General features: G+C 65.9%; 28 protein-coding genes and 1 tRNA gene. 10 read left to right on the top strand and 19 right to left on the bottom strand.

Features of this window, described 5'->3' with window-relative positions; genetic code table 11:
- The first annotated feature begins 29 nt into the window (after positions 1-29).
- From AC6H0R_RS03315 to AC6H0R_RS03305, 3 genes are all read left to right on the top strand, one after another.
- Entirely contained in the window at positions 30-647 is a 618-nt protein-coding gene (locus AC6H0R_RS03315) for a DUF2325 domain-containing protein (protein ID WP_497579920.1), read from the top strand.
- Positions 648-992: 345 nt separating this feature from the next.
- Positions 993-1448, top strand: a complete 456-nt coding sequence (locus AC6H0R_RS03310) for a Fur family transcriptional regulator (protein ID WP_497579919.1) — start codon at positions 993-995, stop codon at positions 1446-1448.
- Between the two features lie 247 nt (positions 1449-1695).
- A complete protein-coding gene (locus AC6H0R_RS03305; protein ID WP_497579918.1) occupies positions 1696-2337 on the top strand; it encodes a hypothetical protein in 642 nt (213 codons plus the stop codon).
- A 21-nt stretch (positions 2338-2358) separates the two neighbouring features.
- Here the strand turns inward: AC6H0R_RS03305 and AC6H0R_RS03300 are convergent, their stop codons facing one another.
- The 6 genes from AC6H0R_RS03300 to AC6H0R_RS03275 all read right to left on the bottom strand — a co-directional run bounded on the left by AC6H0R_RS03300 (position 2359) and on the right by AC6H0R_RS03275 (position 8051).
- On the bottom strand, positions 2359-3054 hold the full coding sequence (locus AC6H0R_RS03300; protein ID WP_497579917.1) for an HAD family hydrolase: 696 nt from the start codon (positions 3052-3054) through the stop codon (positions 2359-2361).
- A complete protein-coding gene (locus AC6H0R_RS03295; RefSeq protein ID WP_497579916.1) occupies positions 3051-3830 on the bottom strand; it encodes a DeoR/GlpR family DNA-binding transcription regulator in 780 nt (259 codons plus the stop codon). The genes AC6H0R_RS03300 and AC6H0R_RS03295 overlap by 4 nt, the downstream gene beginning before the upstream one ends.
- Positions 3827-4918 carry an ABC transporter ATP-binding protein gene (locus AC6H0R_RS03290; protein WP_497579915.1) on the bottom strand — a complete coding sequence of 364 codons (1092 nt, stop codon included), beginning with the start codon at positions 4916-4918 and terminating at the stop codon, positions 3827-3829. Before AC6H0R_RS03290 ends, AC6H0R_RS03295 begins: the two co-directional genes overlap by 4 nt.
- A 24-nt stretch (positions 4919-4942) precedes the next feature.
- Positions 4943-5770, bottom strand: a complete 828-nt coding sequence (locus AC6H0R_RS03285; RefSeq protein WP_497579914.1) for a carbohydrate ABC transporter permease — start codon at positions 5768-5770, stop codon at positions 4943-4945.
- A 5-nt stretch (positions 5771-5775) separates the two neighbouring features.
- Positions 5776-6672: a carbohydrate ABC transporter permease gene (locus AC6H0R_RS03280; RefSeq protein ID WP_497579913.1), complete on the bottom strand. Its 897-nt coding sequence runs from the start codon at positions 6670-6672 to the stop codon at positions 5776-5778.
- 77 nt (positions 6673-6749) lie between these two features.
- Positions 6750-8051 (bottom strand): ABC transporter substrate-binding protein, encoded by a 1302-nt coding sequence (locus tag AC6H0R_RS03275; protein ID WP_497579912.1) that lies wholly within the window; start codon positions 8049-8051, stop codon positions 6750-6752.
- Positions 8052-8300: 249 nt separating this feature from the next.
- Here AC6H0R_RS03275 and AC6H0R_RS03270 point away from each other — a divergent pair, with 249 nt between their 5' ends.
- Positions 8301-9092 (top strand): phosphodiesterase, encoded by a 792-nt coding sequence (locus AC6H0R_RS03270; protein WP_497579911.1) that lies wholly within the window; start codon positions 8301-8303, stop codon positions 9090-9092.
- 9 nt (positions 9093-9101) lie between these two features.
- Here AC6H0R_RS03270 and AC6H0R_RS03265 read toward each other — a convergent pair whose 3' ends face one another.
- From AC6H0R_RS03265 to AC6H0R_RS03255, 3 genes are all read right to left on the bottom strand, one after another.
- A complete protein-coding gene (locus AC6H0R_RS03265; RefSeq protein ID WP_497579910.1) occupies positions 9102-9515 on the bottom strand; it encodes a DUF1178 family protein in 414 nt (137 codons plus the stop codon).
- A gap of 19 nt (positions 9516-9534) precedes the next feature.
- Positions 9535-9619 (bottom strand) — tRNA-Leu (locus AC6H0R_RS03260).
- Positions 9620-9760: 141 nt separating this feature from the next.
- Positions 9761-11653 (bottom strand): DEAD/DEAH box helicase, encoded by a 1893-nt coding sequence (locus AC6H0R_RS03255; protein ID WP_497579909.1) that lies wholly within the window; start codon positions 11651-11653, stop codon positions 9761-9763.
- A 378-nt stretch (positions 11654-12031) separates the two neighbouring features.
- Between AC6H0R_RS03255 and AC6H0R_RS03250 the strand changes: the two genes are divergently transcribed.
- Positions 12032-13201 carry a TRAP transporter substrate-binding protein gene (locus AC6H0R_RS03250; RefSeq protein WP_497579908.1) on the top strand — a complete coding sequence of 390 codons (1170 nt, stop codon included), beginning with the start codon at positions 12032-12034 and terminating at the stop codon, positions 13199-13201.
- A gap of 8 nt (positions 13202-13209) precedes the next feature.
- Here the strand turns inward: AC6H0R_RS03250 and AC6H0R_RS03245 are convergent, their stop codons facing one another.
- The 3 genes from AC6H0R_RS03245 to AC6H0R_RS03235 all read right to left on the bottom strand — a co-directional run bounded on the left by AC6H0R_RS03245 (position 13210) and on the right by AC6H0R_RS03235 (position 16148).
- Positions 13210-14043 (bottom strand): DUF3750 domain-containing protein, encoded by an 834-nt coding sequence (locus tag AC6H0R_RS03245; protein ID WP_497579907.1) that lies wholly within the window; start codon positions 14041-14043, stop codon positions 13210-13212.
- A gap of 139 nt (positions 14044-14182) precedes the next feature.
- Entirely contained in the window at positions 14183-15265 is a 1083-nt protein-coding gene (locus tag AC6H0R_RS03240) for a tartrate dehydrogenase (RefSeq protein ID WP_497579906.1), read from the bottom strand.
- 4 nt (positions 15266-15269) lie between these two features.
- Positions 15270-16148: an alpha/beta fold hydrolase gene (locus tag AC6H0R_RS03235; protein ID WP_497579905.1), complete on the bottom strand. Its 879-nt coding sequence runs from the start codon at positions 16146-16148 to the stop codon at positions 15270-15272.
- A 174-nt stretch (positions 16149-16322) separates the two neighbouring features.
- Between AC6H0R_RS03235 and AC6H0R_RS03230 the strand changes: the two genes are divergently transcribed.
- On the top strand, positions 16323-17231 hold the full coding sequence (locus AC6H0R_RS03230) for a LysR family transcriptional regulator (protein WP_497579904.1): 909 nt from the start codon (positions 16323-16325) through the stop codon (positions 17229-17231).
- Positions 17232-17256: 25 nt separating this feature from the next.
- Here the strand turns inward: AC6H0R_RS03230 and AC6H0R_RS03225 are convergent, their stop codons facing one another.
- From AC6H0R_RS03225 to AC6H0R_RS03195, 7 genes are all read right to left on the bottom strand, one after another.
- Positions 17257-17775, bottom strand: coding sequence for a superoxide dismutase family protein (locus tag AC6H0R_RS03225; RefSeq protein ID WP_497579903.1), 519 nt, complete (start codon positions 17773-17775; stop codon positions 17257-17259).
- Positions 17776-17880: 105 nt separating this feature from the next.
- The gene (locus AC6H0R_RS03220) at positions 17881-18330 is read right to left on the bottom strand and encodes a superoxide dismutase family protein (RefSeq protein WP_497579902.1); all 450 of its coding nucleotides are present in this window, start codon (positions 18328-18330) and stop codon (positions 17881-17883) included.
- Between the two features lie 455 nt (positions 18331-18785).
- Positions 18786-19136: a cupin domain-containing protein gene (locus tag AC6H0R_RS03215; protein ID WP_497579901.1), complete on the bottom strand. Its 351-nt coding sequence runs from the start codon at positions 19134-19136 to the stop codon at positions 18786-18788.
- Entirely contained in the window at positions 19133-19822 is a 690-nt protein-coding gene (locus tag AC6H0R_RS03210) for a type 1 glutamine amidotransferase (RefSeq protein ID WP_497579900.1), read from the bottom strand. The genes AC6H0R_RS03215 and AC6H0R_RS03210 overlap by 4 nt, the downstream gene beginning before the upstream one ends.
- Positions 19819-20778, bottom strand: coding sequence for a YihY/virulence factor BrkB family protein (locus tag AC6H0R_RS03205; RefSeq protein ID WP_497579899.1), 960 nt, complete (start codon positions 20776-20778; stop codon positions 19819-19821). Before AC6H0R_RS03205 ends, AC6H0R_RS03210 begins: the two co-directional genes overlap by 4 nt.
- A gap of 76 nt (positions 20779-20854) precedes the next feature.
- Positions 20855-21391, bottom strand: a complete 537-nt coding sequence (locus AC6H0R_RS03200; protein WP_497579898.1) for a hypothetical protein — start codon at positions 21389-21391, stop codon at positions 20855-20857.
- On the bottom strand, positions 21388-21990 hold the full coding sequence (locus tag AC6H0R_RS03195) for a GNAT family N-acetyltransferase (RefSeq protein WP_497579897.1): 603 nt from the start codon (positions 21988-21990) through the stop codon (positions 21388-21390). The genes AC6H0R_RS03200 and AC6H0R_RS03195 overlap by 4 nt, the downstream gene beginning before the upstream one ends.
- Positions 21991-22076: 86 nt before the next feature.
- Here AC6H0R_RS03195 and mobB point away from each other — a divergent pair, with 86 nt between their 5' ends.
- From mobB to moaE, 4 genes are read left to right on the top strand one after another with little or no spacing between them, the layout of a single operon-like run.
- Positions 22077-22571: a molybdopterin-guanine dinucleotide biosynthesis protein B gene (mobB, locus tag AC6H0R_RS03190; RefSeq protein ID WP_497579896.1), complete on the top strand. Its 495-nt coding sequence runs from the start codon at positions 22077-22079 to the stop codon at positions 22569-22571.
- Complete coding sequence (locus tag AC6H0R_RS03185) at positions 22568-23767, top strand: molybdopterin molybdotransferase MoeA (protein WP_497579895.1); 1200 nt, start codon at positions 22568-22570, stop codon at positions 23765-23767. Before mobB ends, AC6H0R_RS03185 begins: the two co-directional genes overlap by 4 nt.
- Positions 23768-23774: 7 nt before the next feature.
- Positions 23775-24026 carry a molybdopterin converting factor subunit 1 gene (moaD, locus tag AC6H0R_RS03180; RefSeq protein ID WP_497579894.1) on the top strand — a complete coding sequence of 84 codons (252 nt, stop codon included), beginning with the start codon at positions 23775-23777 and terminating at the stop codon, positions 24024-24026.
- 3 nt (positions 24027-24029) lie between these two features.
- Positions 24030-24488: a molybdopterin synthase catalytic subunit MoaE gene (gene moaE / locus AC6H0R_RS03175; RefSeq protein WP_497579893.1), complete on the top strand. Its 459-nt coding sequence runs from the start codon at positions 24030-24032 to the stop codon at positions 24486-24488.
- Positions 24489-24500 lie beyond the last annotated feature (12 nt).

Genomic DNA, 24500 nt, shown 5'->3' with positions numbered 1-24500 from the left:
CCTGTTCCCGAGTGTGTGAGGAGTCCGTCATGAATACCCTTTCCAATGAATCTGCACCGTCAGACAGGCCTGTGTTGACTGCCGCCTTCGGGCAGTCGGCGTCGGCCGTTGCACAGCGGCTCGCCGAGCAGGCCGCCGAGATCGAGCGCCTGCGCGCCGAAATGATGCGCATGCGTGGCGAGATGGTCGTGCAGCGCACTGCGCTGGCCTTTGCTGAGGACGAGCGCGCCGCGCTCGAGGCGACCGTACCGGGTTTGCCCCGTCGCGCACGGCTGGCGCGGCGTGTGGATGCATTGGTGTCGCGTGTGCAGGATCTGATGCGCGAGAAGCGCCAGCCGGGACGCACGCTGGCCGTGCCGGCCATGTTGCCGGGTCTGCGTGGCAAATCGGTGCTGTGCATCGGCACCTCCGACCCGGAAGTGGAAGCCGCGCGTGATCTGGTCGAGCGCTCCGGCGGGGCCTTCACGCTGCGCCAGCCGCCGGTCGACGGGCGTGATTGCGGCGCCGTCGAAACCTGCCTTGCGGCGGCGGATCTGGTGATCTGCCACATCGGGCAGATCGGCCACGAGGTCTACCGACGGGTGCAGGATTACTGCGTGCGCTCCGGCAAGCACTGCCTGATGGTAGGCGGCGCGCAAGCCGCCTGAAGCGCTGACCCGAATGAGCAAGGGCCCCGCGACCGTCACCGGTCGCGGGGCCTTTGCGTTTGGAGGCCGCCCCTGCAGCCCGGATGTTGGCGATCTGTAACAGCGTGTATTTGTGTGCTCTTTTTGGCGTGCTCGAACGACATGTCAGTGAAGGCTCCGATTTTGTCCTGCACGCGTCGAGCACGCTGCCGGGCAAGTGGAGCCGATGCCGACTGAATTCGTAGAGAGGTCTTCATGAGTGCTTCGCCGACCGTTCCATCACCTGCCGCCCATTTGTCTCGGGCGCTTACCCGGCGGTTGTCAGCAGGGCGTTCGCGCCGTCCCGCAGAGGGCACCGAGCCGCGCTTGCGAGACGCACAGGCGGCGCTGGAGCGTGCCGGGGTGCGCGTCACCCAGCCGCGCTTGCTGGTGCTCAGTCTGTTCCTGGACGGCATGCGTGAAGGCATGCCGGCGGATCGCGTGTTGCGGGCCTTGTTCGAGCGTGGCGATGTGCTGTCGTTGTCGACGGTGTATGCCGCGTTACGCCAGCTCGACGAGGCGCGGCTGATCATCAGTCACTACGAGGACGGGCGGCGGGTGTATGAAGAGGCGGGCAGCCTGCCGCCGGCGCGGGTGGTGTGCGATGTATGCGGCACGGAGCGGACCTTGCGCGATGCGCGGCTTGATGCCGTGCTGCGACAGGTCGTCGGCGACGCCGGATTCGAACTGGGTGATTACCGCTTGCTGGTCAGTGTTTCCTGTGGCGCTGGCTGCCCGGTCTGCAGCAAGCGCCAGGATGGTCAGCGCAAGGCTGCCGGTTGAGCCGTCGGATCGCCTGCGAGGTGCGTCTGCCGCGCGCGGAATCTTGCTCTTTGCGGTTGTCAATCCAATGAGAATCGTTATCATGATCCCGGACTACGTATCCGGATGTAAGCAACTCCGTATGCTGACCTGCTGCAGATCGCCCCGGATTTTTTCCGTGAGCTGGCCTGCTGCCGTCCCGCGTATCTTCGGCCCGAGCGGGCTCCGAGAAACTGGCTTCGGCCTCCCCGAATGAGGAAGCTTTTTCATGTATTCGCGAATTTCCGAGATTTCTGCTGTGTCTGCGCGCGTGCTCGGCGGTATCGGCCTGGCGCTGTGCGTCTTTTCGGCGCAGGCCGACTATGTGTGGATTGAACGCAGCGATGCGACCTCTGCTGTTGCGCATGCCGGCAGCCTGGACGGCGAACGGGCCGCCATCGGTGATGCAGCGAAGGCCGATGTGCGCTCCGGTGGCGCGCAGGTCGAGGTTGCGGCGGATGGTGACCGTCTGCTGTTGACCGGGCTGGAAGAGGGCAAGGACGTGCGCGTGCGTACGCATGTGGAGCAGGCTGAAGGTGTGCTGATGTACTACCAGTCGCGCTTCGGCCGCAATGAGACGTCCGCCGAACTGGATTTCGAGCTGGTGCCGACCGAGCCGGGCGGCAACACCTTCCAGCTGATGTGGATGGGTAACCCGATGAAGGCGTCCCACGTGCGTGTGGTCACGTCCGAAGGCTGGAGCAAGGTGCTGACGCCGGCCGAAGACGGCAGCGTGACGCTGACGACGCCGTTTCCGGGCCTGTATGTGCTGTACATGAGTGCGCGCACCAGCGGCTGGGCCGAGGTGGACGGCAAGCGCTACAAGGACGTACGCCATACCGCGACGCTGAGCTTCACGGTCGCGCCCTGACGAGCAGTGCGCAGGCTGGGCTCAGGCCGCGCTGAAGGTGATGATCGGCCAGCCACGGGCGTGTGCTTCAGCCGTCAGTCGCGCATCCGGTGTGACTGCAACCGGGTGACTGACGCGCTGCAGAAGCGGCAGATCGTTGCATGAGTCGCTGTAGAAGCGGCTCTCGTCAAAGTCTTTCAGAGACCATCCGAGCGAGTCTAGCCAGTGCTCGACTCGCTCGATCTTTCCGCCTTGAAAGGCCGGCGTGCCCACACATTCGCCGGTGAAACGACCATCCGGAGCATCCTCCAGTTCGGTGGCGATCAGGTGCGCAATGCCCAGCTCGCGCGCGATGGGCGCGGTGATGAAGCTGTTGGTGGCCGTCACCATGGCGACCAGTGCTCCCGAGCGTATGTGTTCCGTGACCAGCCTGCGCGCGGCCGGGCGGATCATTTGCGCGACCACGTCACGCTGGAAGCGCGCGTTCCAATGCTCGAACCAGCTGCGCGGGCGTTCCTTGAGTGCGCGAACCGGCGCGAGGTGCAGGTGCAGGAATGCCGCTGCATCCAGAGTGCCCTCGCCGTAGGCCGCTTCAAACAGGCTGCGCTCACGCTGCTGTACGGCCGCATCGAGAAAGCCGTGCGTGGCGAGAAACTCCGACCAGGCAAGTTCCGAATCACCGTCGAGCACGGTGCCATCGAGGTCGAACATCACGAGTTGTGCGGGTGAGCCTTTCACGCTTGTTCGCCTTCGAGAATGCACGTATCGGTGCCGAGGGCGCTGCGCAGCCAGGCGGGCAGTGGTGCGCTGCTGACGAATACGTCGATGGCGTCGAGACCGCAGGTGCGCAGCAGTCCGTTGCCGCCGAATTTCGTTGCATCGGCGAGCAGCACGACTTGCGCCGCACGCGGCATCAGCAGCGCCTTGAACTCGGCTTCGTAGAGGTCGAAATCCATGCAGTCGCCACCTTCTGATACGGCGGCCACCGACATCACGAAGTAGTCCGGCGCAAAGCGGCCGGCAAAGTCGATGGCGCTGCGCCCGACGATGGTCATGTCACTGGCGCGCAGCTCGCCGCCGGGAACGATGATGCGGTTGCCCGAACCTCCTTCGGCGAGGATGCGGGCGGCTTCCAGCGACAACGTGACGATGGTCAGGCCGTTGCGGCGGGCCAGCCTGCGCGCGACGAAGCAGGCCGTGCTGCTGTTGTCGAGAAACAGCGTGGCGCCGTCTGGTACGGTCGGCTCGAACGCCAGGGCGATGGCTTCCTTGGCGCCGGCCTGAGTGCGCAGTCGCTGGGCGAACGGGGGTTCGCTGGCGTCGGTGCGCAATCGCACGCCGCCGTGGAATTTTTCGACCGAGCCTTCCTGCGCGAGCATGCGCAGGTCGCGACGAATGGTCTGGTCGGACACTTCCAGCTCGCGTGCCAGATCGAGCGTCGAGCGCGCCGGTGCCTGGGCGAGGCTGTCGAGGATGCGCTGCTGGCGTGCATTCAGTACGGGGGTGCTGCTCATGCGTGGCGGTGTCCAGTGGTGGCGTTGAACAGGCGTGCGCGGCTGGCGTCGAGCCCGATGCGCACGCGGTGGCCGTGCTGCGGCAGACGCTCAGTGCCGATGCGCGCCACGAGGCGGTGGGCGCCGACACGGATTTCGGCCAGCGCGTCGGCGCCGAGCAGTTCGATGCGCTCTACCGTGCCGTCGGTCACGGTGTCGCCTGCGGGCAGGCCGTCTGCGGCGCTGACCGAGATTTCTTCGGGGCGCAGGCCGAGCAGCAAGTCATGCGTCAGCCGGGACATTGAGAGGCCCGCCAGGAGCAGGTCGAAGCTCTCGGCATCGGCCATCACGCCGCCCGCAACGGGGCGCCCGGTGCACGGCAGCAGGTTCATTTCCGGCGCACCGATGAAGGATGCGACGAAGGTGTTGGCAGGCTGACGATAGACCTCCATCGGCGCCCCATACTGCTGCAGCCGGCCGTTGGCCATGACGGCAATGCGCGTGCCCAGCGTCATGGCCTCGACCTGATCATGTGTGACGTAGATGACTGTCAGGCCCAACTCGGCGTGCAGGCGCTTGAGCTCGGCGCGCATGTGATGGCGCAGCTTGGCGTCGAGGTTGGACAGCGGCTCGTCGAACAGGAAGACCTTGGGCTTGCGCACCAGCGCCCGGCCAATGGCGACGCGCTGGCGCTGGCCGCCCGACAGCTCCGCCGGCTTGCGCTGCAGCAAGTCCGTGATGCGTAGGATTTCGGCCGCCTCCTGCACGCGGGCGTCGATTTCGGCTGTGGACAAGCGTGTGGTCTTCATCAGTCCGAAGGCCATGTTGCGATGCACGTTCATGTGCGGATACAGCGCGTAGGACTGGAACACCATGGCGATGTCGCGCTGCTGCGGAGGGGCGTGGGTGACGTCGCGCCCGTCGATGTGCAGCGTGCCGGAGGTGATCTCTTCCAGCCCGGCGATCATGCGCAGCGTGGTGGACTTGCCGCAGCCGGAGGGGCCGACCAACACGGTGAATTCGCGGTCGCGGATTTCAAGGTCGAGGTCGTGCACCACGGCCTGTTTGCCGTAGGCCTTGTGGATGGAGTGCAGTGCGATATGAGCCATGGGAGGTTCCTGAGTGCGGGCGGCTTACTTGAGGCCGGCGTGCATGAAACTGTCGACGAAGCGGCGCTGGAAGATCACGAAGAGCAGCAGCAGGGGCGAGACCACCACCACCGTGGCCGCCATCAGGCGCGTCCAGTCGGCGCCGCTGTCGGCCTTGGCGAGCAGGCCCAGCCCGATGGGGAGGGTGCGCACGGATTCGCTGTTGGTGACCAGCAGCGGCCACATGTAGTCGTTCCAGTGCGTGACCACCGAGATGATGGCGAAGGCCACCAGCGTGGGTTTCACCAGCGGCAGATACACGTGCCACAGCGTGGCGAGGTGGCCGCAGCCGTCCAGCCGCGCGGCGTCGGCCAGATCGTTGGGCACCTGGCGGAAGGCCTGACGCAGCATGAAGGTGCCGTAGCCGCTGGCGATGAACGGCACCATCAGCGCCCACAGCGAGTTCATCAACCCCAGCTCGCGAATGGTGACGAAGTTGGTGAGGAAGGTGGCGTAGATCGGGAACATGATCTGCAGCAGGAACAGCCCGAACAGGAAGTCCTTGCCCGGGAAGCGCAGCCGCGCAAAGGCGTAGGCGGCCAGCGTGAGCGACACCAGCTGCCCCAGCAGGATGCCGCCGGTGACCAGCACCGAGTTGAGCAGGTAGGTGTCGAACGGCGCGATGGACATGGCCTGCGGGTAGTTGGCCCACTGCAGCACGGCCGGCAGCAGGCCGGCGGCGGGGTCGAACACCTCGGTGCGGGTCTTGAGCGAGGTGACGGCGATCCACAGCAGCGGGCTGACCCACAGCAGGGCCAGAGGCAGCAGCACGAGGTGTGGCCAGTGTTTGCGAAGGCGGGAGAGCAGGGGCATGGGGGTCACTTGCCGAGGTAGTGCACGCGGCGGCCGAAGGTGAAGGCCACCAGCGCGATGAGTCCGATGATGAACAGCAGCAGGCAGTTGGCTACCGCAGCGGCGTAGCCGATGTCCTGGAATTGGAAGGCGTTCTGGTAGATGTAGAAGGTCAGCACGTTGGTGGCGTCGGCCGGCCCGCCGTGCGTCATCACGAACACGTAGTCGAAGACTTGATAGGAGTGCAGCACGCCGATGATGACCACGAAGTAGAGCGTGGGCGAGATCAGCGGCACGGTGATGTGCAGCAACTGGCGCAGCGGCGAAACGCCGTCCAGCCGCGCTGCCTCGTACAGGTCGCGCGGCACCAGTTGCAGCGCGGCGAGCAGGATCAGCATGAAGTAGCCGGAGTACTTCCAGATGCTCATCACGATGATCGCCGGCAGCGCCCAGGTGCTGTCGTAGAGCCATTCCATGCGCGGCAGGCCGAGCGTGGCGAGCGCGCTGTTGATGGGTCCGTAGCCGGGGGCGTATAGAAAGACCCACACCATGCCGGCCGCCACCGAGGGGATCATCACCGGGTAGAAAAAGGCCGAGCGGTAGAAGGCCATGCCGCGCAATTTGCTGTCGAGCGCCACGGCCAGCAGCAGTGCGCACAGGATGGATAGCGGAATCGTCAGCAGGGTGTAAAAGGCGGTGTTGCGGAAGGACTTCCAGAACAGGCCGTCGCCCAGCAGGCGGATGTAGTTTTCCAGCCCGAGAAAGAAGATCTCGTTTGAGCCCAGCAGCACATCGTGGAAGCTGAACCAGATCGAGCGCAGGATGGGCCAGTAGGTGAACAACGCAAGAAAGACCAGCGACGGCAGCAGCATGGCCGCCGCGACCGGTACGTCGCGCAGGGATTCGCGTTGCAGCAGGGACATGAAATCGGTGTCCGGCAGAAAAGATCGGGTGAGGCGCCCCGGCGCCGGTGCAGCGCACGGTGCCGGGGCGGTCGGCATCAGCCGCGGCGACGCAGCAGGCGCTGGATCTCGCGGTTGGAGCTGGTGTGGGCTTCGCGCAGCGCGGCGTCCGGAGCGATCTCGCCGGCCAGCGTGCGGTCGATGGCGCTCTTCAGGTACTCACGCACCTTGTGGTAGCCCGGCACCTGCAGGAAGGCGCCGGCGAACTCGGCTTGATCGAGCGCGATGCGGGCCTCGGGCACTTCGGCCACGAAGGATTTCATCTCGGCGCTCTCCCACGACGACTTGCGCGCTGCGAGGTAGCCGGTTTCCTTGCACCACATCGACTGGTTGGCCGTGTTGGTCATCCAGCGCGCGAAGGCCCAGGCGGCGCGCTTGTGTGCGTCGGGCTGGTTCTTGGCGATGTGGATGGGGCCGCCACCCATGCTGGCGCCGGCCACCTTGTTGATGGGCAGCGGCGCTACGCCGACCGGGAAGGGCGACGATTTGCGCAGATTGGTCATCGAGCCGGTGGAGTGGTAGAGCATGGCGGTGCGGCCGGCCATGAAGTCGTTGGCCGAACCTTGCCAGGTGGAGGCGCCGGGCATGACGCCGGCCTGCACCATCTTGTTCCAGAACTCGAGCGCGTCGAGTGCCTCGGGCGACTCGAACATGACCTGATCCTTGGTCCAGGGCACGAGGCCGTTCTGGCGCACGAAGCACTCGAACATCCAGTCGTGCCAGCCGCCACCGATGGTCAGGCCCCACTGCTGCACGTCGTTGCCCTGGCGCACGGTCAGTGCGCGGGCGGTCTCCATCAGCTCGGCCCAGTTTTTCGGCGGGGTCTGGATGCCGGCTTTGGCGAAAGCGGCCTTGTTGTAATAGAGCACTGGCGTGCTGCACTGGAAGGGCAGGCCGTAGAGCTTGTCGTCGGAAATGCACGAGCCGAGGAAGCCGGGCAGGAAGTCCTGATAGATGTCGTCAGCCTGGGCCAGCGCGGTGACGTCTTCCAGCGCGTCCATGACCAGGAAGGTCTGCAGCGCGGAGTTGATCGGCAGCCACGAGGCCGGCGGCTCACCAACGCCGAGCGAGGTCATGACCTTCTGCTCGGTGTTGTCGTAGGTGCCGGCGTAGATGGCCTCGACGCTGATGTCGGCGTGGGCGGCGTTGAAGCCGGCGATCATGCCGGACACGATGCGGTTGATGTCGCCCGAGACGCCTACCGGGTACATGAACTGCAGCTTGACCTGCTGCTTGCCCGAAGCGATCAGCGGAAGGCCGCCGAGCATGCCGGCGACGGAAAGGGTAGCGGCGCTGCCGAGAAAGCTGCGACGCGATACGGTACGAGAGTTCGTGCTCATGTGCGTTTCCTGTTTGCGGATGAAGGAGAGGCGCGAGGTACAGCGGGGCGCGAGGCATCGGGGGCGATGTCGCGTCCGGCGAGCGAACTCTGGGCGGAGGACGTTACGGTGGCGTGACGTTTTGTTGAAATCTGTCGATTCTGTGAGTGAACCTGTCGGCAAGTGTTGAAATGGCGTCGATGTCATCCCCGTGTCACGCACGGGGCGCACGCTCAAGCCCTTTTGTGGCCCGATCCGGGAGGAAATCGCATGTTGCTGGCGCAGATCACCGATACCCACATCAGCCGCGACGCGGACTTCCTGAACCGGCGCATCGACCCGGCGCACTGTCTGGAGCGTGCCGTCGACGCCGTGTTGCGTATGCAGCCAGCGCCCGATGCGGTGCTGCTGACGGGCGACATCGTGGAGCATGGCGACCCGCAGGAATACGCCGTGGTGGCGCAGGCACTGGCGCGTTTGCCGATGCCGGTGTTCGCAGTGCCGGGCAACCACGATCTGGCCGACACGCTGCGCGGTTGCCTGCCGCGCTACGTGCCGGCGCAGGCCGAGGGTCATGCCTCGTATGTGGTGGAGTCATACCCCGTGCGTCTGATCGGGCTGGACACGGCGGTGCCGGGGCGTTCGTCCGGCGCGCTGGATGCCACACGGCTGGCGTGGCTGGCCGAGGCGCTGGCGCAGCGGCCGGGCGTGCCGGTGCTGATCTTCATGCACCATCCGCCGATCGAGACCGGGCTGGACAAGATGGATCGCTGCGGGTTGCTGGAGGGCGTTGCGGAGCTGCGCGAGTTGGTCGAGGCGCATGGCGCGGTGCAGGGCATCGTCTGTGGCCACGTGCATCGCAGCATCCAGGGCATGCTGGGTCACGTACCGGTGCGGGTGGCCAATTCCAGTGCGCACCAGATCGCGCTCGACCTGATGCCGGGGGCGCCGCTGACGTTCGTGCTGGAGCCGCCGTGCATCACGCTGCACCGCTTGGGCGAACACGGCATGGTGAGCCACGTGGCCTACGTGGAACCGTTTCCTGGCCCGTGGCAGTTCTGAGCGAGGGGCTTACTGCAAGGGCGGTTCGTCGGGCACCGGCAGCGCCAGAATGCCTTCTTCGAGCAGTTCGCCGAGATCGTCCTGGCTCGCGCGGCCGCGGATGCTGCGCGCTTGCGATTCGCCGTAGTGGATGCGACGTGCCTCAGAGGGGAACTGTTCGCCCACGTCTTCGGCGCTGCGCGCAGCCAGCCGCAGCGCGGCCAGGACCTGTGCCGGGTCGACCTGAGGTTGCGCTGGCGAGGTGTCGCCGCGTGCCGTGGAGGTGTTGACGTACGGGGCGGTGGGACGGCGCTCGATGTGCGTCGAGCCGCATTGCGGGCACTCGACGAGGCCCCTCGAATGCTGATCGGCAAACGCGGTGGCGTTGGCAAACCAGCCTTCAAAGAGATGTTGCTTGTCGCAGCAGAGATTGAGAACGATCACCGTGGGCTCGCAGCGGACATGGTGCCGAGGACGGGACTTGAACCCGTAAGGCTTGCGCCGGCGGATTTTAAGTCCGCTGTGTTTACCAGTTTCACCACCCCGGCTTGTCGCCCAACAGGGCAGCAGCCGCGCATTCTAGCGCAGACGTGAGAACCGGCCCGAACGCGTGAGCGTTGAGGCCGGTTCTTTTTTTATCGCCGGGCGCCCGCGAAGCGGAGAAGCGTCGGGGCCTTTACGTGCTGCGATCAGAACTTCTTGCGAGCGCGCGGCGGCTTGTCGCCACCTTCGGAACGGAAGGGCGGGCGATCGCCCGATTCGCTGCGGGCGGGGCGGTCTTCACGGCCGGCAAAGGGCTTGCCCATGCCGGGCTTGCCGAAAGGCTTGCGCGGCGGCTTGTCGCCGGCATCGTTCTCGCCGCGGGTACGCGGCGCGGGACGTGCGCGCGGGTTGCTCGCGGCGTGGGCGTCTTCTTCGGGCGTGAGCGGGCGGGTGTAGAGCACGAACTGACGCACGCGCAGGCGGGCCAGCGTTTCCAGCACGTCGGCAGGCATGGCGGCCGGCAGTTCGACGGTGGAGTAGTCCTCGTACAGGTTGATCTGGCCGATGAAGCGGCTGTCGATGCCGGCTTCGTTGGCGATGGCGCCAACGATGTCCTTGGGGCTGACGAGCTGGTTCTTGCCGACGGCGATGCGGTAGCGCATCAGCTTGCCATCGGAGAAGTCGCGGCGGCGCTCAAGGATCTTCTCGCGGTTCTCGCGCGGCGGGCGGTCGTCGGACGAGCGCTGCGGGGCGGCTTCGAACTTGGCGAAGTCGCGGCCACCTTCAGGCATCTGCAGCGGACGGTCGCGGGTGGCCATGGCGGCCAGCGCGGCGGCGATGTCGTGCAGTTCGTGCGTGCCGTCGGCTTCAAGGCTGGCGACGACTTCACGGAAGAAATCGAGATCGTCGGACTGCAGCACGCCTTCGACCTGCTCGCGGAACTGCGCGATGCGGCGGTCGGCAATGGCTTCGCGCGAGGGCAGCGGCAGCGGCTCGATCTTCTGGCGGGTGGCGCGCTCGATGGTCTTGAGCATGCGCACTTCACGCGGCGTGACGAACAGGATGGCGGTGCCGAGGCGGCCGGCGCGGCCGGTACGGCCGATGCGGTGCACGTAGGCTTCGGTGTCGTACGGAATGTCGTAGTTGATGACGTGCGTGATGCGTGAGACGTCCAGACCGCGAGCGGCCACGTCGGTGGCGACGACCAGGTCGAGCGCGCCGCGCTTGAGCTGTTCGACCACGCGTTCGCGCAGTTGCTGGGTCATGTCGCCGTTGAGGGCGCCGACGGCGTGGCCGCGCGCTTCGAGGCGGGTGGCGAGCTCTTCGGTGGCGATCTTGGTGCGCACGAAGATGATGCCGGCGTCCATGTCCTCGATCTCGAGGATGCGGGTCAGCGCGTCAAGCTTGTGCGGCACGCTGACCTGGCAGAACTTCTGCGTGATGGTCGAGACGGTGGTGGTGGAAGCCTTGATCTTCACTTCCTGCGGGTCGCGCAGGTAGCGGTGGGCGATGCGGCGGATCGGGTCCGGCATGGTCGCCGAGAACAGCGCGGTCTGGCGCTCGGCCGGGGTGTGGCCGAGGATCCATTCGACGTCGTCGATGAAGCCCATGCGCAGCATCTCGTCGGCTTCGTCGAGCACCAGCGTTTTCAGGTTGTCGAGCACCAGGCTCTTGCGCTCGATGTGATCCATGATGCGGCCCGGCGTGCCGACCACGACGTGGGCGCCGCGCTTCAACTGACGCAGCTGCACGACCATGCTCTGGCCGCCGTACACCGGCATCACGTTGAAGCCGGGCATGTTCTTGGCGTAGCGCTGGAAGGCTTCCGATACCTGGATGGCGAGCTCACGCGTCGGCGCGAGCACCAGCACTTGCGGGCGGTTGTCGGACAGATCGATGCGGGCGAGGCAGGGCAGCGCGAAGGCGGCCGTCTTGCCGGTGCCGGTCTGCGCTTCGCCGAGGATGTCGGCGCCTGCGAGCAGCGGCGGGATGCAGGCCGCCTGAATGGGCGACGGGGTTTCGTAGCCGACTTCTTCGAGCGCCGAGAGTAGCTGGGGGCCGAGGTCGAGCTGTTTGAAATTTTCAATAGTGATGGTCATGGTCTTACGGCGAGCTGCCGGTGGTAGAGCGAGGAATGGGTAATGCGGGGCAGCGCCGAAGGCGATGGTGCATCGTTCGGGAGGCGGCTGTCTGCTTGGCGCGAACGGTCACAACTCCGGTGTCGCGCATCATACCGGAATGTGCCCCATGCTGCTTGACTTTGCGGGTGGCGACAGGTTAGGCAGAGGGGGCCGCGCAGGCAAATTGCAGGCTGCGCGCGGGCTTGTTGCATGTACGCATGGAACATTCGCGCGGGTCGGCGTATTTTTTGACGAACTGCCATGGCAGTGGCGCTTTGCGCTACTGTCGTGCACAACAACAAGAATGAGGCGTCCGGAGACGACGTCCCGAAGTCGATTCAGCCGGAGGAGAGAGGCATGCAGAACAACAAGGCAGGGGGCAGTGAGGCCACCGGTCCGGGCGTCGTGGCCAAGCCGACGCGGCGCAAGTTCCTGACCGGAGCCGCAGCCGGGGTTGCGGCTGCCGGTTTCCCGATGGTTTCGTTTGCGCAGACGCAGGTGCTGCAGTTCCAGAGCACCTGGCCGTCGCGCGACATCTTCCATGAGTACGCCGGGGATTTCGTGCGCACCGTCAACGAGATGTCGGGCGGGCGTCTGCGCATGAACCTGCTGCCCACGAGTTCGGTGGTGGGTTCCTTCCGCCTGCAGGATGCCGTGATCAAGGGCGTGCTCGACGGCGGTCACGGCGTGGCGGCCTACTGGTACGGCAAGTCCAAGGCCTTCTCGCTGTTCGGCACGCCGCCGCCGTTTGGCTGGGATGCGCACCAGTTTCTCGGCTGGATCAAATACGGCGGTGGTCAGCAGCTGTACGACGAACTGCTCGAACGCATGAAGCTCGATCTGGTGGGCTTCCTCACCGGACCGATCCCGACGCAGCCACTGGGCTGGTTCCGCGAGCCCATTCGCACGGCTGCGCAGTTCAGGGGGCTCAAGTACCGCACGGTCGGACTGGCCGCTGACGTGATGCGCGAGGTGGGCGCCGCGGTGACGATTCTGGGCTTTGGTGACGTGGTGCCGGCGCTTGAGCGTGGCCTGCTCGACGGGGCTGAGGTCAACGGTCCGTCGTCGGACCGGCTGCTCGGTCTGCCGGAAGTTTCCAAGACGCTGATGATGCGCAGTTACCACCAGGACTGCGAATCCTTCGAGATCATCTTCAACCGCACGCGGTTCCAGCAATTGTCGCCGGAGTTGCGGGCCATCCTGCGATACGCCGCCGAGGCGTCCTCCAGCGACATGTACTGGAAGGCCATGCGTCGCTATCCGGAGGACCTCGAAAAGATGCGCAACGAGCAGGGCGTGAAGACCTACATCACGCCGGACGAAGTGTTGCAGGCCCAGCTCAAGGCCTGGGACGTGGTGATCGAGCGGGAATCGACGGCCGACCCGTTCTTCCGCCGCGTGATCGAGTCGCAACGAGCATATTGCGAAAAGACCGTGGCCTTCCACATCGAGAACAATGCACCGAAGGAGCCTGCCTACAGGCACTTCTTCGGACGCAGCCCGACGGCAAGCTCCAGCAAGCCCTGAGGGGGCGGTTATTCGGCGGCGTGCGCGCTGCCGCTGCCGCCGCGCGATTCCGACGGTACGCCGATCCGCCCGACGCCGGGAAGCTTGAGGGCTGGTGGCCACACATCCACGCCGGCCGTCAGCCCGAGCACGTTCAGTTCCAGCCCTTCTTCGGGCGACACCACTACCCCCAGCAGCCCTGCCAGCGATACCTGCATGCCCGAGCCACTGGCCGGGCGTGCGAACAGGCCACCTTCCGGGATGTAGTCCTTGCCGATGGCAGTGGGCGGCAGGTCCAGCGACAGTTCCGGCACTGAGCGGCCCAGATACGCGATGTAGGTGTTGCTGTTGGGGCCGGGCCAGATGCGGTACTCGTCGTTGTGCGGATAGACGCGGCTGGCTGCGTGCAGGCGCCCGATCATTTCATTCACGTTCGGCCCGCCGCGCACCTCGCGTATCAGTGTGGGCTTGGCGCCGTACCAGTAACCGTCGGGGATGCCGGCGCCGACGCGTACCGCCTGTCCGCCGCGCATGACCTGAAAACCCATTACTTCAAAGCGTGTCCAGGCGTCGCTGTCGGTGGTCTTGGTGGCCAGCCAGCAATGCACGCCGAAGGCGCCGCGCCAGCGGAAGGCGCGGGCGCACCAGGCCTGGATGCTGGCTTCGTCACGAGCGACCGGCGGCGCGATGCCGGCGCTGTCGCGCCGTGCGGTGCGCCAGTCGCTGGCCTGGGCTTCGCCGATGGTTAGCGTCAGATAGGAAATGCCGATCGGCACGAAAAACACCAGGGTGATGGCGCCCAAGCCTAGTGCCGTGCGTCTTGCGATGCGGCGCAGAAGGCCGCGTGAGGGTGTGTGCTTCATGTTGCCTTGCATGTGGAATGACCCCGGACAGACCGATTCTGCCCGAGGTGGTTCGCATGCATGTGCTGCGGTGGCGCTTTTTGGGGTCGGAGCGCAGGTCAGATGCGCCGCGTTGCGGCTTATCTGACCTGCGTGGTTCTCAGCCCCTGGCGACCAGATCGGCAATCGCACGGCCCAGCGTCGCGGTCGTGCCCGTGCCGCCCACGTCGCCGGTCAGCACGCTCTTGTCGCCGGAAGCCAGCACCTGTTCGATGGCCGACAGGATGGCCGCGCCGGCCTCCTTGTAGCCCAGGTGCTCCAGCATCAGCGCGCCAGACCAGATCTGGCCGATGGGGTTGGCGATGCCCTTGCCGGCGATGTCCGGCGCGCTGCCGTGTACCGGCTCGAACAGGCTGGGGAACTTGCCTTCCGGGTTGATGCTGGCCGACGGTGCGACGCCGATGGTGCCGGTGCAGGCCGGGCCGAGGTCCGACAGGATGTCGCCGAACAGATTGCTTGCCACCACCACGTCGAACCAGTCCGGGTGTAGCACGAAGTTGGCGGACAGGATGTCGATGTGGAACTGGTCAGTGGCCACGTCCGGGTACTTGGCGGCCATTTCCTTCACGCGCTCATCCCAGTACGGCATGGTGATCGAGATGCCGTTGGACTTGGTGGCGGAGGTGAGCTTCTTGCGCGGGCGAGACTGGGCGAGGTCGTAGGCGTACTTGAGTACGCGGTCGACGCCGATCCTGCTCATCACGGTCTGCTGCGTCACGAATTCGCGCTCGCTGCCGCCGTACATGCGGCCGCCGAGGCTGGAGTATTCACCTTCGGTGTTCTCGCGCACGACGTAGAAATCGATGTCACCCGGCTTGCGGTCGGCCAGCGGGCTCTTGATGCCCGGCAGCAGGCGCACCGGGCGCAGATTGATGTACTGGTCAAAGTCGCGCCGGAACTTGATCAGCGAACCCCACAGCGAGACGTGATCGGGCACCTTCTCGGGCCAGCCGACGGCGCCGAAGAAGATGCAGTCGAACTGCATCAGCGTGTCGAACCAGTCGTCCGGCATCATCTGGCCGTGCTTGAGGTAGTAGTCGCAGCTGGCGAAGTCGAAGTCCTTGAACTCCAGCGCGATGTTGAAGCGTTTTGCAGCGGCTTCGAGCACGCGCACGCCTTCGGGCACCACTTCGGTGCCGATACCGTCGCCGGGGATGACTGCGATCTTGTGGGGTTTGCTCATGTTCTTACCTCATGAAGTCAGTGATGTGCTGCAACAGAAGTTCCGGAGCTTCCTCCGGGATGTAGTGACCGCAGGGCAGGGGCCCGCCGTCTAGTTCGGTGGTGAGCGGCGCCCATTCCTTGAGCGGGTCGAAGCAGCGCTGGATCACGCCGTGTTCGCCCCACAGCAGACGGGTGGGGCATTCGATGCGCCGGCCGGCGTCCAGATCGGCCTGGTCGAATTCGAGGTCGATGGTGTTCGAGGCGCGGTAGTCCTCGCATAGCGAGTGCGCCGCGCCGGGCAGCGCGAGGCAGCGTTGGTATTCGGCGATGGCTGCCGGGTCGAATACCTTGAGGCTGGCGTGGCGGCCGCCCATGGTGCGGGTGATGTAGCCGCCGGGCGAGGCCTCGATCAGCGTCTCGGGCATGGGCGAGGGCTGGATCAGGAAGAACCAGTGGAAGTACATGGTGGCGAAGCGGCGGTCGGTCTGCTGGTACATCGCCAGCGTCGGCGCGATGTCGAGCAGCATCAGCTTGTTCACGCATTCCGGGTGGTCGGCGGCCAGACGGTGTGCGACGCGGGCGCCACGGTCGTGGGCGCACAGGAAGAAGCGCTCAAATCCGAAGTGGCGCATCACCGCGATCTGGTCGCGGGCCATGGCGCGCTTGGAATAGTTGCTGTGGTCGGGCAGGCCGGCCGGCTTGGAGGAGTCGCCATAGCCGCGCAGGTCAGTGGCGATGACGGTGTAGCGCTCGGCCAGTTGTTCGGCCACGCGATGCCAGATGACGTGCGTCTGCGGGTGGCCGTGCAGCAGCAACAGCGGCGGGCCGTCGCCGCCCTTGCGGCCGTGGATGACGATGCCGTTGCCGACGTCGAGATCGAAGGTTTCGAAGCCGTTGAACATGGATGCTCCCTGATTTGGTAGGGCGGATTGGCGCAGCGTAATCCGCCGGATGCGGGGCAAAACGGCGCAATGCGCTGCGCTTTGCCCCTACGACATGCGCTGACTGTACGCCTTGTTCATCCGTAGATAATCAGGCTAGAGTGCAAAGCATTCTTGAATAAAAGTAGAGAGTGCATGAGCGCCGTCGACGATCTCGCCTTCTTCCAGCAACTCGCCCGCGCCGGCAGCCTGACCGGGGCGGCGCGTGAAGCCGGGCTGTCGCTGTCCGCCGTGAGCAAGCGGCTCAAGCAACTGGAGGCGCGGCTGGGCGTGCAGTTGGCGCAGCGCACCACGCGCAGCCTCACGCTGACGCCCGAGGGCGAGCGTTATCTCGCACGCGGCGCGGCCATCCTCGATGACCTGTCGGAGCTGGAAGACAGCCTGCAGGATCCGGACAGTGCGCTGACCGGACGTGTCTGCGTCAACGCCACCTTCGGCTTTGGCCGGCGCCACATCACGCCGTTGCTGTCGGAGTTCGCCGCGCGGCATCCGGGGCTGGACATCCAGCTTGAGCTGACCAACTTTCCGCTGAGCCTCACCGATGCCGGCGTGGACATCGGCATCCGCATCGGCATGCCGCCGGATTCGCGCCAGGTCGCGCGGCGCCTGCTCGCCAACCGGCGCGTGCTGTGCGCGGCGCCCTCGTATCTGGCGCGAGCGCCACGGCTTGCCGTGCCGGCCGATCTGACGGCGCACGCCTGTCTGATCGTGCGCGAGATCGACAGCGATTACGGCGTGTGGCGTTTCGAACGCGGGGGGCAGGTGCACAACGTGCGCGTGGCCGGCCGCCTGTCGAGCAACGACGGCGAGGCCGTGCACCGGCTCGCCTTGGACGGGCACGGCATCATGCTGCGCTCGTGGTGGGATGCACACGAGGCGCTGGCGCGCGGTGATCTGGTCGAGCTGCTGCCGGGCTGGCGTAATACCGGCGCGGATATTTACGCGGTGTATGCGCACCGCCGTCACATTCCGGCGCGGGTGCGTGCCTGCGTGGCCTTCCTGCTCGAAGGGATGAAGGGCAGGGTGCCGCCGTTGCCCGCCTGAGCGCGGGCGCGGCGGCCGGAGAAATTTACTGGATGACGCCGCAGACGACGCGCGGGCCGGCGTCGCCGGCGGGGTCGCTGGCATGGTCGTCGTGCTTGGCATGCAGCATCAGCGCAGTGCCCTTGCCGCCGAGCAGGCTATGCGGCTGACCTGCCTCCAGCGTGACGAGGGTGTTGAGCACGTCGAAGCTCAGTTCACCGGACGCCGGCACATGGATGTTGGGCATGTCGCCGGCGTGCGGGCCGTCGGCCGCCATCAGCCCGTGCTTCTTGCCGTGCGGATTGAAGTGCCCGCCTGCGCTGGTGAAGGGCGGTTCGCACACCCCCGTGCCGTGGATGTGGAAGGCGTGCTCGCCGGGCGTGACGCCCTTGAGCATGACCTTGATCAGTACGCCGGTGGGGACTTGCACGAGGCTTGCGGTACCGTGGCTCACGCCGTCGGCGCCTTTGAGTTCGGCGCTGGCGGTCGGTGAGGCAAGCGCAGAAGCGCTGAGCAACAGCCCGCCTGAGAGGGCGAGCGCATGCAGACTGCAGATGGATTTCATGAAGGTCTCCGGAGCGATCAATGGCTTGGGGCAGCCGGCAGTGGCCGGCTGTCCATGCAGCATAGTTCCCGCTTCGGGTCGCAACAAACCGGAGCTGCGGAGACGCTAAGGTCGGACGACTCCGCAAGCCATGCGCATGGTCGAATTGCTGCCACGCCGCACATGCACGATCAGGGCGGTGCCGCGGCCGTCGATGAGGCTGTTGGCGCTGCCGCGTTCCAGCGTGACGCGATTGTTGAGCAACTCCACGGCGGTCTCGGCGCCGGAGATGTCGATCTTCGGCATTTCGCCGGCCACCTCGAATGCGCCGCCTGCGGAAGTGAACGGCGGGCTGCATGCGCCCACCGCGTGAATGCGCAGCGTAGCTTCACCCGGTGGCAGGCCTTTGAGTGCAGCCTTGATCAGCACGCCCTTGGGGGTCTGCGTGAGGGTGGCCGTGCCGTAGTCCTCGCCGTAGGCGCCCACGAACTGCACATAGGCCACCGGTTGAGCGCTGGCGGGGGTTGCCAGTAAAACAAGCAGGATCAGACCGAACAGGCTGCGATGGAGATTCATGGCGGGGCGGCTCCCTGGATTGCGCGATCAAAGGCCGCGCCTGACGTGTGCTGGTTGCGCAGAGTGGATTGGAGGTGCGCAATCCGCGCAATGCCCTTCTTCAGTGGGTTCTACTGTACCGGCTGAATGCCTGTTGATAATCAGGCTGGGATGAAATCCATTGTTGAAACAAAGTGCATGAATGCCTGTTGGCCATCCTGACAACCCCTGACAGTGTGCTCCGGGTGTTCGGTCGCGTGAATGCCATCTTCGCGTTGAGCCGTCCCGCATCATTCCGTCGCTGGCGGCGGTTCGCTGTGTGCCATCCGAAGCTTGAGATGCCGCTGGAGTTGGCCAGACTTTCGCTGAATTGGCCTGATTCCGGTCTGATAGCGGCATGCTGCAGGATGCCCGGCAGGTCAGTCATTGGCGATTGGCTACACCATAGCCGGCAGGCGCAGGCGCCACAAACGCTGTCAGTCGCCCTTGCGGTAGTGGTGCACGGTCAGCCACACGGTACGCCCGAAAGTAGCCGCAACGCGGTGGCGTACATGGGCGGGAATGACCAGCCAGTCACCGGGGCGCAGCGTGCGGCGGCTGCCGTCGCCGAACTCGATGACCGCCTCGCCGGTGATGACCATCACCCATTCATCCTGTTCCTGGTCATACCAGAAGCCCTCGGGGCTCGAGTGCTCTTGCGACACGATACGCTCGATACGCAAACCGGCCGCTTCGAACAGATTCTCGAAGGCCTCGCCACCGTCGGTGGTGGGGAGGGCTGCGAGCAGATTGCCGCAGGCGATGTGCGCGGCAAACGCCTCGCTCATGTCAGCCCTTGCGTGACGTGATCGAGCACGGCGGCCATCAGTGCCTGGTTGGCCGCCGCGTGTTGCGGCAAGGCATCGAGGATGTCGTGCTCTTCCTGCACGAAGCGTTCTGCCACCAGTTCGTCACCACAGGCTTCGAGCAGCTCGCCCAGGCTGTCCGGCGTGGTTTCGAGGTGAAACTGCAGACCGACGACCCGCTCGCCGAGCTGGAAGGCCTGGTTGCGGCAGGCCTCGCTGTATGCGAGCAGTTTTGCGCCAGCCGGCAGCGCAAAGGTTTCGCCGTGCCAGTGCAATACGGTGGCGCATTCGGGGAAGCGAAAGCCTTCATCGTTGGGCGCGGCCTGGATGTCGAACCAGCCGATTTCGCTGTGTTCGTTGGGGCCGACGTGGGCGCCGAGTGCGCTGGCGATGAGCTGCGCCCCGAGGCAGATGCCGACCACCGCCTTGCCGGCGGCGATGCATTGCGCGAGAAAGCGCTTTTCCTCACCCAGCCAGTTGTGGAACCACTCGTCGTTGACGCTCATCGGACCGCCCATGGCGATGACCAGATCCGGTTCTGCGGCGGTTGGCAGGGCGTCGCCGGCGTACAGCCGCACGATGTTTACCTCGGCCTTGCGAGCGCTCAGCCAGTCGCTGATGCTGCCCGGCCCTTCGAAAGGGACATGCTGAAGAATGACGGCTTTCATGGCTGTGCGATGTCCTCCCGGGCGACAAAGGCACGTTTGACGACGACCGCGCTGTTGCGCGGCAGGACGAGGTGGCCGCGGTGCTCGAAATGCACCTTGGTGAAGGCCGCGCCGTAGAGCAGCAGCAGCGAGGAGTAGTACACCCACAGCAGAATCAGCACCACCGAGCCGGCCGCGCCGAAGGTCGAGGCGGTGGCCGTGTGGGCCAGGTACAGCGCGATGCCGAAGCGCCCGAAGGAGAACAGCACGGCCGTGACGATGGCGCCGACCAGCACGTCGCGCCAGCCCAGCGTCACGTCGGGCAGTACCTTGAAGATGGTGGCGAACAGCGCGGCCACCAGCGCCAGCGAGATGACCACTTCCACCCCGCCCAATACGGTGGCGACGGCCGGGATCAGGCTCTCGGCGGCATTGAGCGCGGCGCTCACGGCCACACCGATGGAAAGCGAGACGAGCAGGATGAAGCCGATGGCCAGTACCACCGTCAGCGACAGCACGCGGTTCTTGATGTAGAGCAGCACGCCGTTGTAACCGGGCTTGGAGGTCACGCCCCAGATCACGTTGAGCGAGAACTGCATCTGCGCGAACACCGTGGTGGCGCCGAGAAACAGCGCGCCGAAGCCGAGCAGGGTGGGCATCAGGCCGGAATCCTTGGGGCGCGATTGCAGCACGGCGTTTTCGATGGCCTGTGCCGCGCCGGGGCCCATGATGTCCTGCAGTTGGTTGAAGATTTCGCCGCGCGCCGCTTCCTCACCGAACACCAGCCCCATCAGCGCGACCGCGATGATGACCACCGGCGCCAGTGAGAACAGGGTGTAGAAGGCCAGCGAGCCGGCGTAGCTGAAGGCATTGCACTGCAGCCAGAGCTTGATCGAGTCGCGCACCACGCGGTACCAGAACACGATCTCGTCGCGAACCCGCCTGAACGCGTCGCCGATCTTGCGGAAGAGAGTCACGCCGGGTCTCCGTAGCCAATGCAGGGGTCAAGTTTAGCGCAGGGGCTGGCTGCGTCGCAGTGGCAATTGACCGGGCTCATCGGCTCAGGCGGAGTTCGACTTCACGCTCGACAAAGTCCCATTCTCTGCTTGCGCGCAGGCGCGCCAGCAGTTCGTTGAAGCGGGCCTCGTCCTGCGGGGCGTATTCGAACCAGGTCAGAAAGTCGAAGGGCGCGTCGTCGGACAGGTCGCGGCAGTGGTGCAGATGGCGCGTGATGCCGTCGCCAAGCTCCAGCCCGATGGCAATGTGCCGTGATTGTGCTTCGAAGATGGTGCGGCGCTCATCCTGTGTCATGCCCCACCAGACGGCGGATTTGCGCAACACGATCAGCACCGCGTGTGTCGCAGCGGTGGCGGGTGGCAGGGCCAGCAGGGCGGACTTCTCCGGGCGGGTGACGTAGCGCTCGTTGCTGACAATGCCGCGCAGCGTCCAGCTGCCGTCTGTGGCGTTGTCGAGCGAGTTGGCGACGGTCAGCCTCGCAACGGTGGCGAGCCCTTCGCCGCGCACTGCGTTCAGGCGTGTGACCCGCCATTCGCCGCGGTCGCCGCCGGTGAAGCTGAAGCCGCGCATCATGCGGGTGACTCCCAGTGCTCACGCTGCATGCGGTACAGCACATGCTCACGCAGGGGGCTGCCGGAGGGGACGGCCGGATGCTCGAAGGTTTGGGCGTCGCGCTGCATGCCCAGGCGTTGCATGACGGCCTGGGAGCGCAGATTGGGCGTGGAGGTGAAGGACACGATCTCGCTGAGCCCGAGACGTGCGAAGCCGACTTCGAGCGCTGCGCGCGCGGCCTCCGTGGCGTAGCCCTTGCCCCAGTGTGCGGGTGCAAGTCGCCAGCCGATTTCGACACAGGGAGAGCAGGGCAGTTCGGGTGCCGGTACGTGCAGCCCGACGAAACCGATGAACCGCGCACCGCCGCGCACCTCGACCGCCCACAGGCCCCAGCCGCGCTCCGCGATCAGATCGCGGATGCGGCGTGCCACGGCACGACTCTCCGGCGGGCGCATCAGTTCGGGGAAAAATTCCATCACGCGCGGATCGGCGTTCATGGCCGCGAAAGGCACTACGTCGCTGGCGCGCCACTGCCGCAGCCGCAGGCGCGGCGTGTCGATCTCGATCACCGGCCGGGTCGGCAGGATCATCTCGTCGGCGAGGGCGTCGTCGGGCGGCATGAGGCGATTATGGCAGTCCGTGCGGGCAGCGTGGGAAGGCCTTGTTGTATGCTTGCGCCTTCCGTTTCGCGCAGAACCCACGTCCCATGATCGTGTTCGGCATCGCGGGCTGGTCCGGCTCCGGCAAGACCACCCTGATCGAAAAGCTCATTCCCCAGTTCACGGCGCGCGACCTGCGGGTTGCGGTCATCAAGCACGCCCATCACGGTTTCGACCTGGACCGTCCGGGTAAGGATTCCTGGCGCCACCGCGAGGCCGGTGCGGCGCGTGTGCTGATGCTGTCCGGTCAGCGCTGGGTGCTGATGAACGAGCTGCGCGGCGAGCCCGAACCGGGGCTGGACGAACAGTTGCGGCTGCTGGCACCGAGTGACGTGGTGCTGGTCGAAGGCTTCAAGGCCGCGCCCGTGCCGAAGATCGAGGTCTGGCGCGAGGGCAACGGCAAGCCCACGCTGTGGCAGGAAAACCCCAACGTGGTGGCCGTGGCCACCGCGGACGCAATCGATTGCCCGCATCCGGTGCTGCCGCTGGATGATGCGGCGGCCATTGCCCAATTCATACTGGAGCATCCGACCCGACGATGAATTCCGATCTGCTTTCCTTTGACGACGCGTTGGCCGCACTGCTCGGCCACGCCCGAGCGGTCACCGAAACCGAAATGGCCGATCTCACTGCAGCGCGTGGCCGTGTGCTCGCGATTGATCAGCATTCCGCCATCTCCATGCCCGACATGGACATGTCGGCGATGGACGGCTACGCCGTGCGCGCAGCCGAGGTCACGCCCGGCGTGAAGCTGCGCGTGAGCCAGCGCATTCCGGCTGGTAGTGTCGGCCACGCGCTGGAGGCCGGCACCGTGGCCCGTATCTTCACCGGCGCGCCGCTGCCGTCGGGTGCCGACGCGGTGGTGATGCAGGAGCTGTGCGAGGTGGATGGTGATCACGTCACCATCGATCACACGCCGCGCGCGGGTGAATTCGTGCGCCGCGCCGGGGGCGAGGTGGAGAAGGGCTCGGTGGTGTTGCAAGCCGGCATGCGTCTTGGCCCGGCCGCGCTGGGCGTGGCGGCTTGCGTCGGTATTGCGCAATTGCCGGTGCTGCGCCGCGTCAAGGTGGCGCTGTTCTCGACCGGTTCGGAGCTGGTCATGCCCGGCGAGGAACTGCCGCCGGGCGGCGTGTACAACTCCAATCGCTACCAGTTGCGCGCGCTGCTTGAACAGATCGGCTGCGAAGTCACCGATCTGGGCATCGTGCCGGACGAGTTCGAAGCCACCCGCAAGGCGCTGCGTGACGCGTCCGAAGGGCATGACCTGATCCTCACCAGTGGTGGCGTGTCGGTGGGCGAGGAAGATCACGTCAAACCGGCGGTGGAAGCCGAAGGTTCGCTCGACCTGTGGAAGATCGCGATGAAGCCCGGTAAGCCGCTGGCCTACGGCCGCGTGCGTGCAGCGGCCTTCATCGGCCTGCCCGGCAATCCGGTGTCGAGCTTCGTGACCTTTCTGCTGATGGTGCGACCCTTCATCCTCGCCACGCAGGGCGCGTTGCAGTCGGCGCCGCGCGCGATGACGCTGCCGGCGGCCTTCGACTGGTCCAAGCCGGATCGTCGCCGCGAGTTCCTGCGCGCACGCCTCGGCCCGGATGGTGTCGAACTGCATGCCAACCAGAATTCCGCCGCGCTGGCGTCGACGGTGTGGGCCGAAGGCCTCGTCGATGTCCCGCCTGCAACGGCCATCGCCCGCGGTGAGCCGGTGCGCTACCTGCCCTATGGCGATTTGCTGTACTGAGAACGAAATGACCGTGAAGATTCTGTATTTCGCCGCGCTGCGCGATGCGCTCGACTGTGGCGACGAAACCGTTGAGCTCGATGGCGCGCAGACGCTGGGTGACTTGCGTGCCCATCTGGCCGCGCGCGGCGAGCGCTGGGCGCCGCTGGCCTCGACCAAGAACGTGCGCATGGCGCGCAACCAGCGCATGGTGAAGGCGGACGAGCCGGTGGCGGACGGCGACGAGATCGCGTTCTTTCCGCCGGTGACGGGGGGCTGAGCCATGTCCGTGAGCGTGCAGCAGGAAGATTTCGATATCGGCGCCGAGATTTCGGCGCTGACCAAAAGCCGCCATCAGGTTGGTGCGCTGGCCACCTTCACCGGGCTGGTGCGCGACATGAACGACGGCTCGGGCGTGCAGGCCATGACGCTGGAGCACTATCCGGGCATGACCGAAACCGCGCTCGAAGAGATCGTCGAGCAGGCGCGCGGGCGCTGGGATGTGGACGGCATTCGCGTCATCCACCGCTTCGGCCGCCTGATGCCGGGCGACCAGATCGTGTTTGTGGCGGTCACCAGCGCGCATCGCGGTGAATCCTTCGCGGCCTGCGAGTTCATCATGGACTTCCTGAAGACCCGCGCGCCGTTCTGGAAGCGCGAGGAAACGCCTGAGGGTGCACGCTGGGTCGATGCGCGTGACGCCGACGATTCGGCGGCCGAGCGCTGGGGGCAGGGAAAGTAATCCATCCAACTT

The sequence above is a fragment of the Pseudazoarcus sp. NS36 genome (assembly GCF_059703705.1).
Note: the sequence above shows the minus strand (reverse complement) of the source record. Positions and strands in the feature narration are given on the sequence as shown.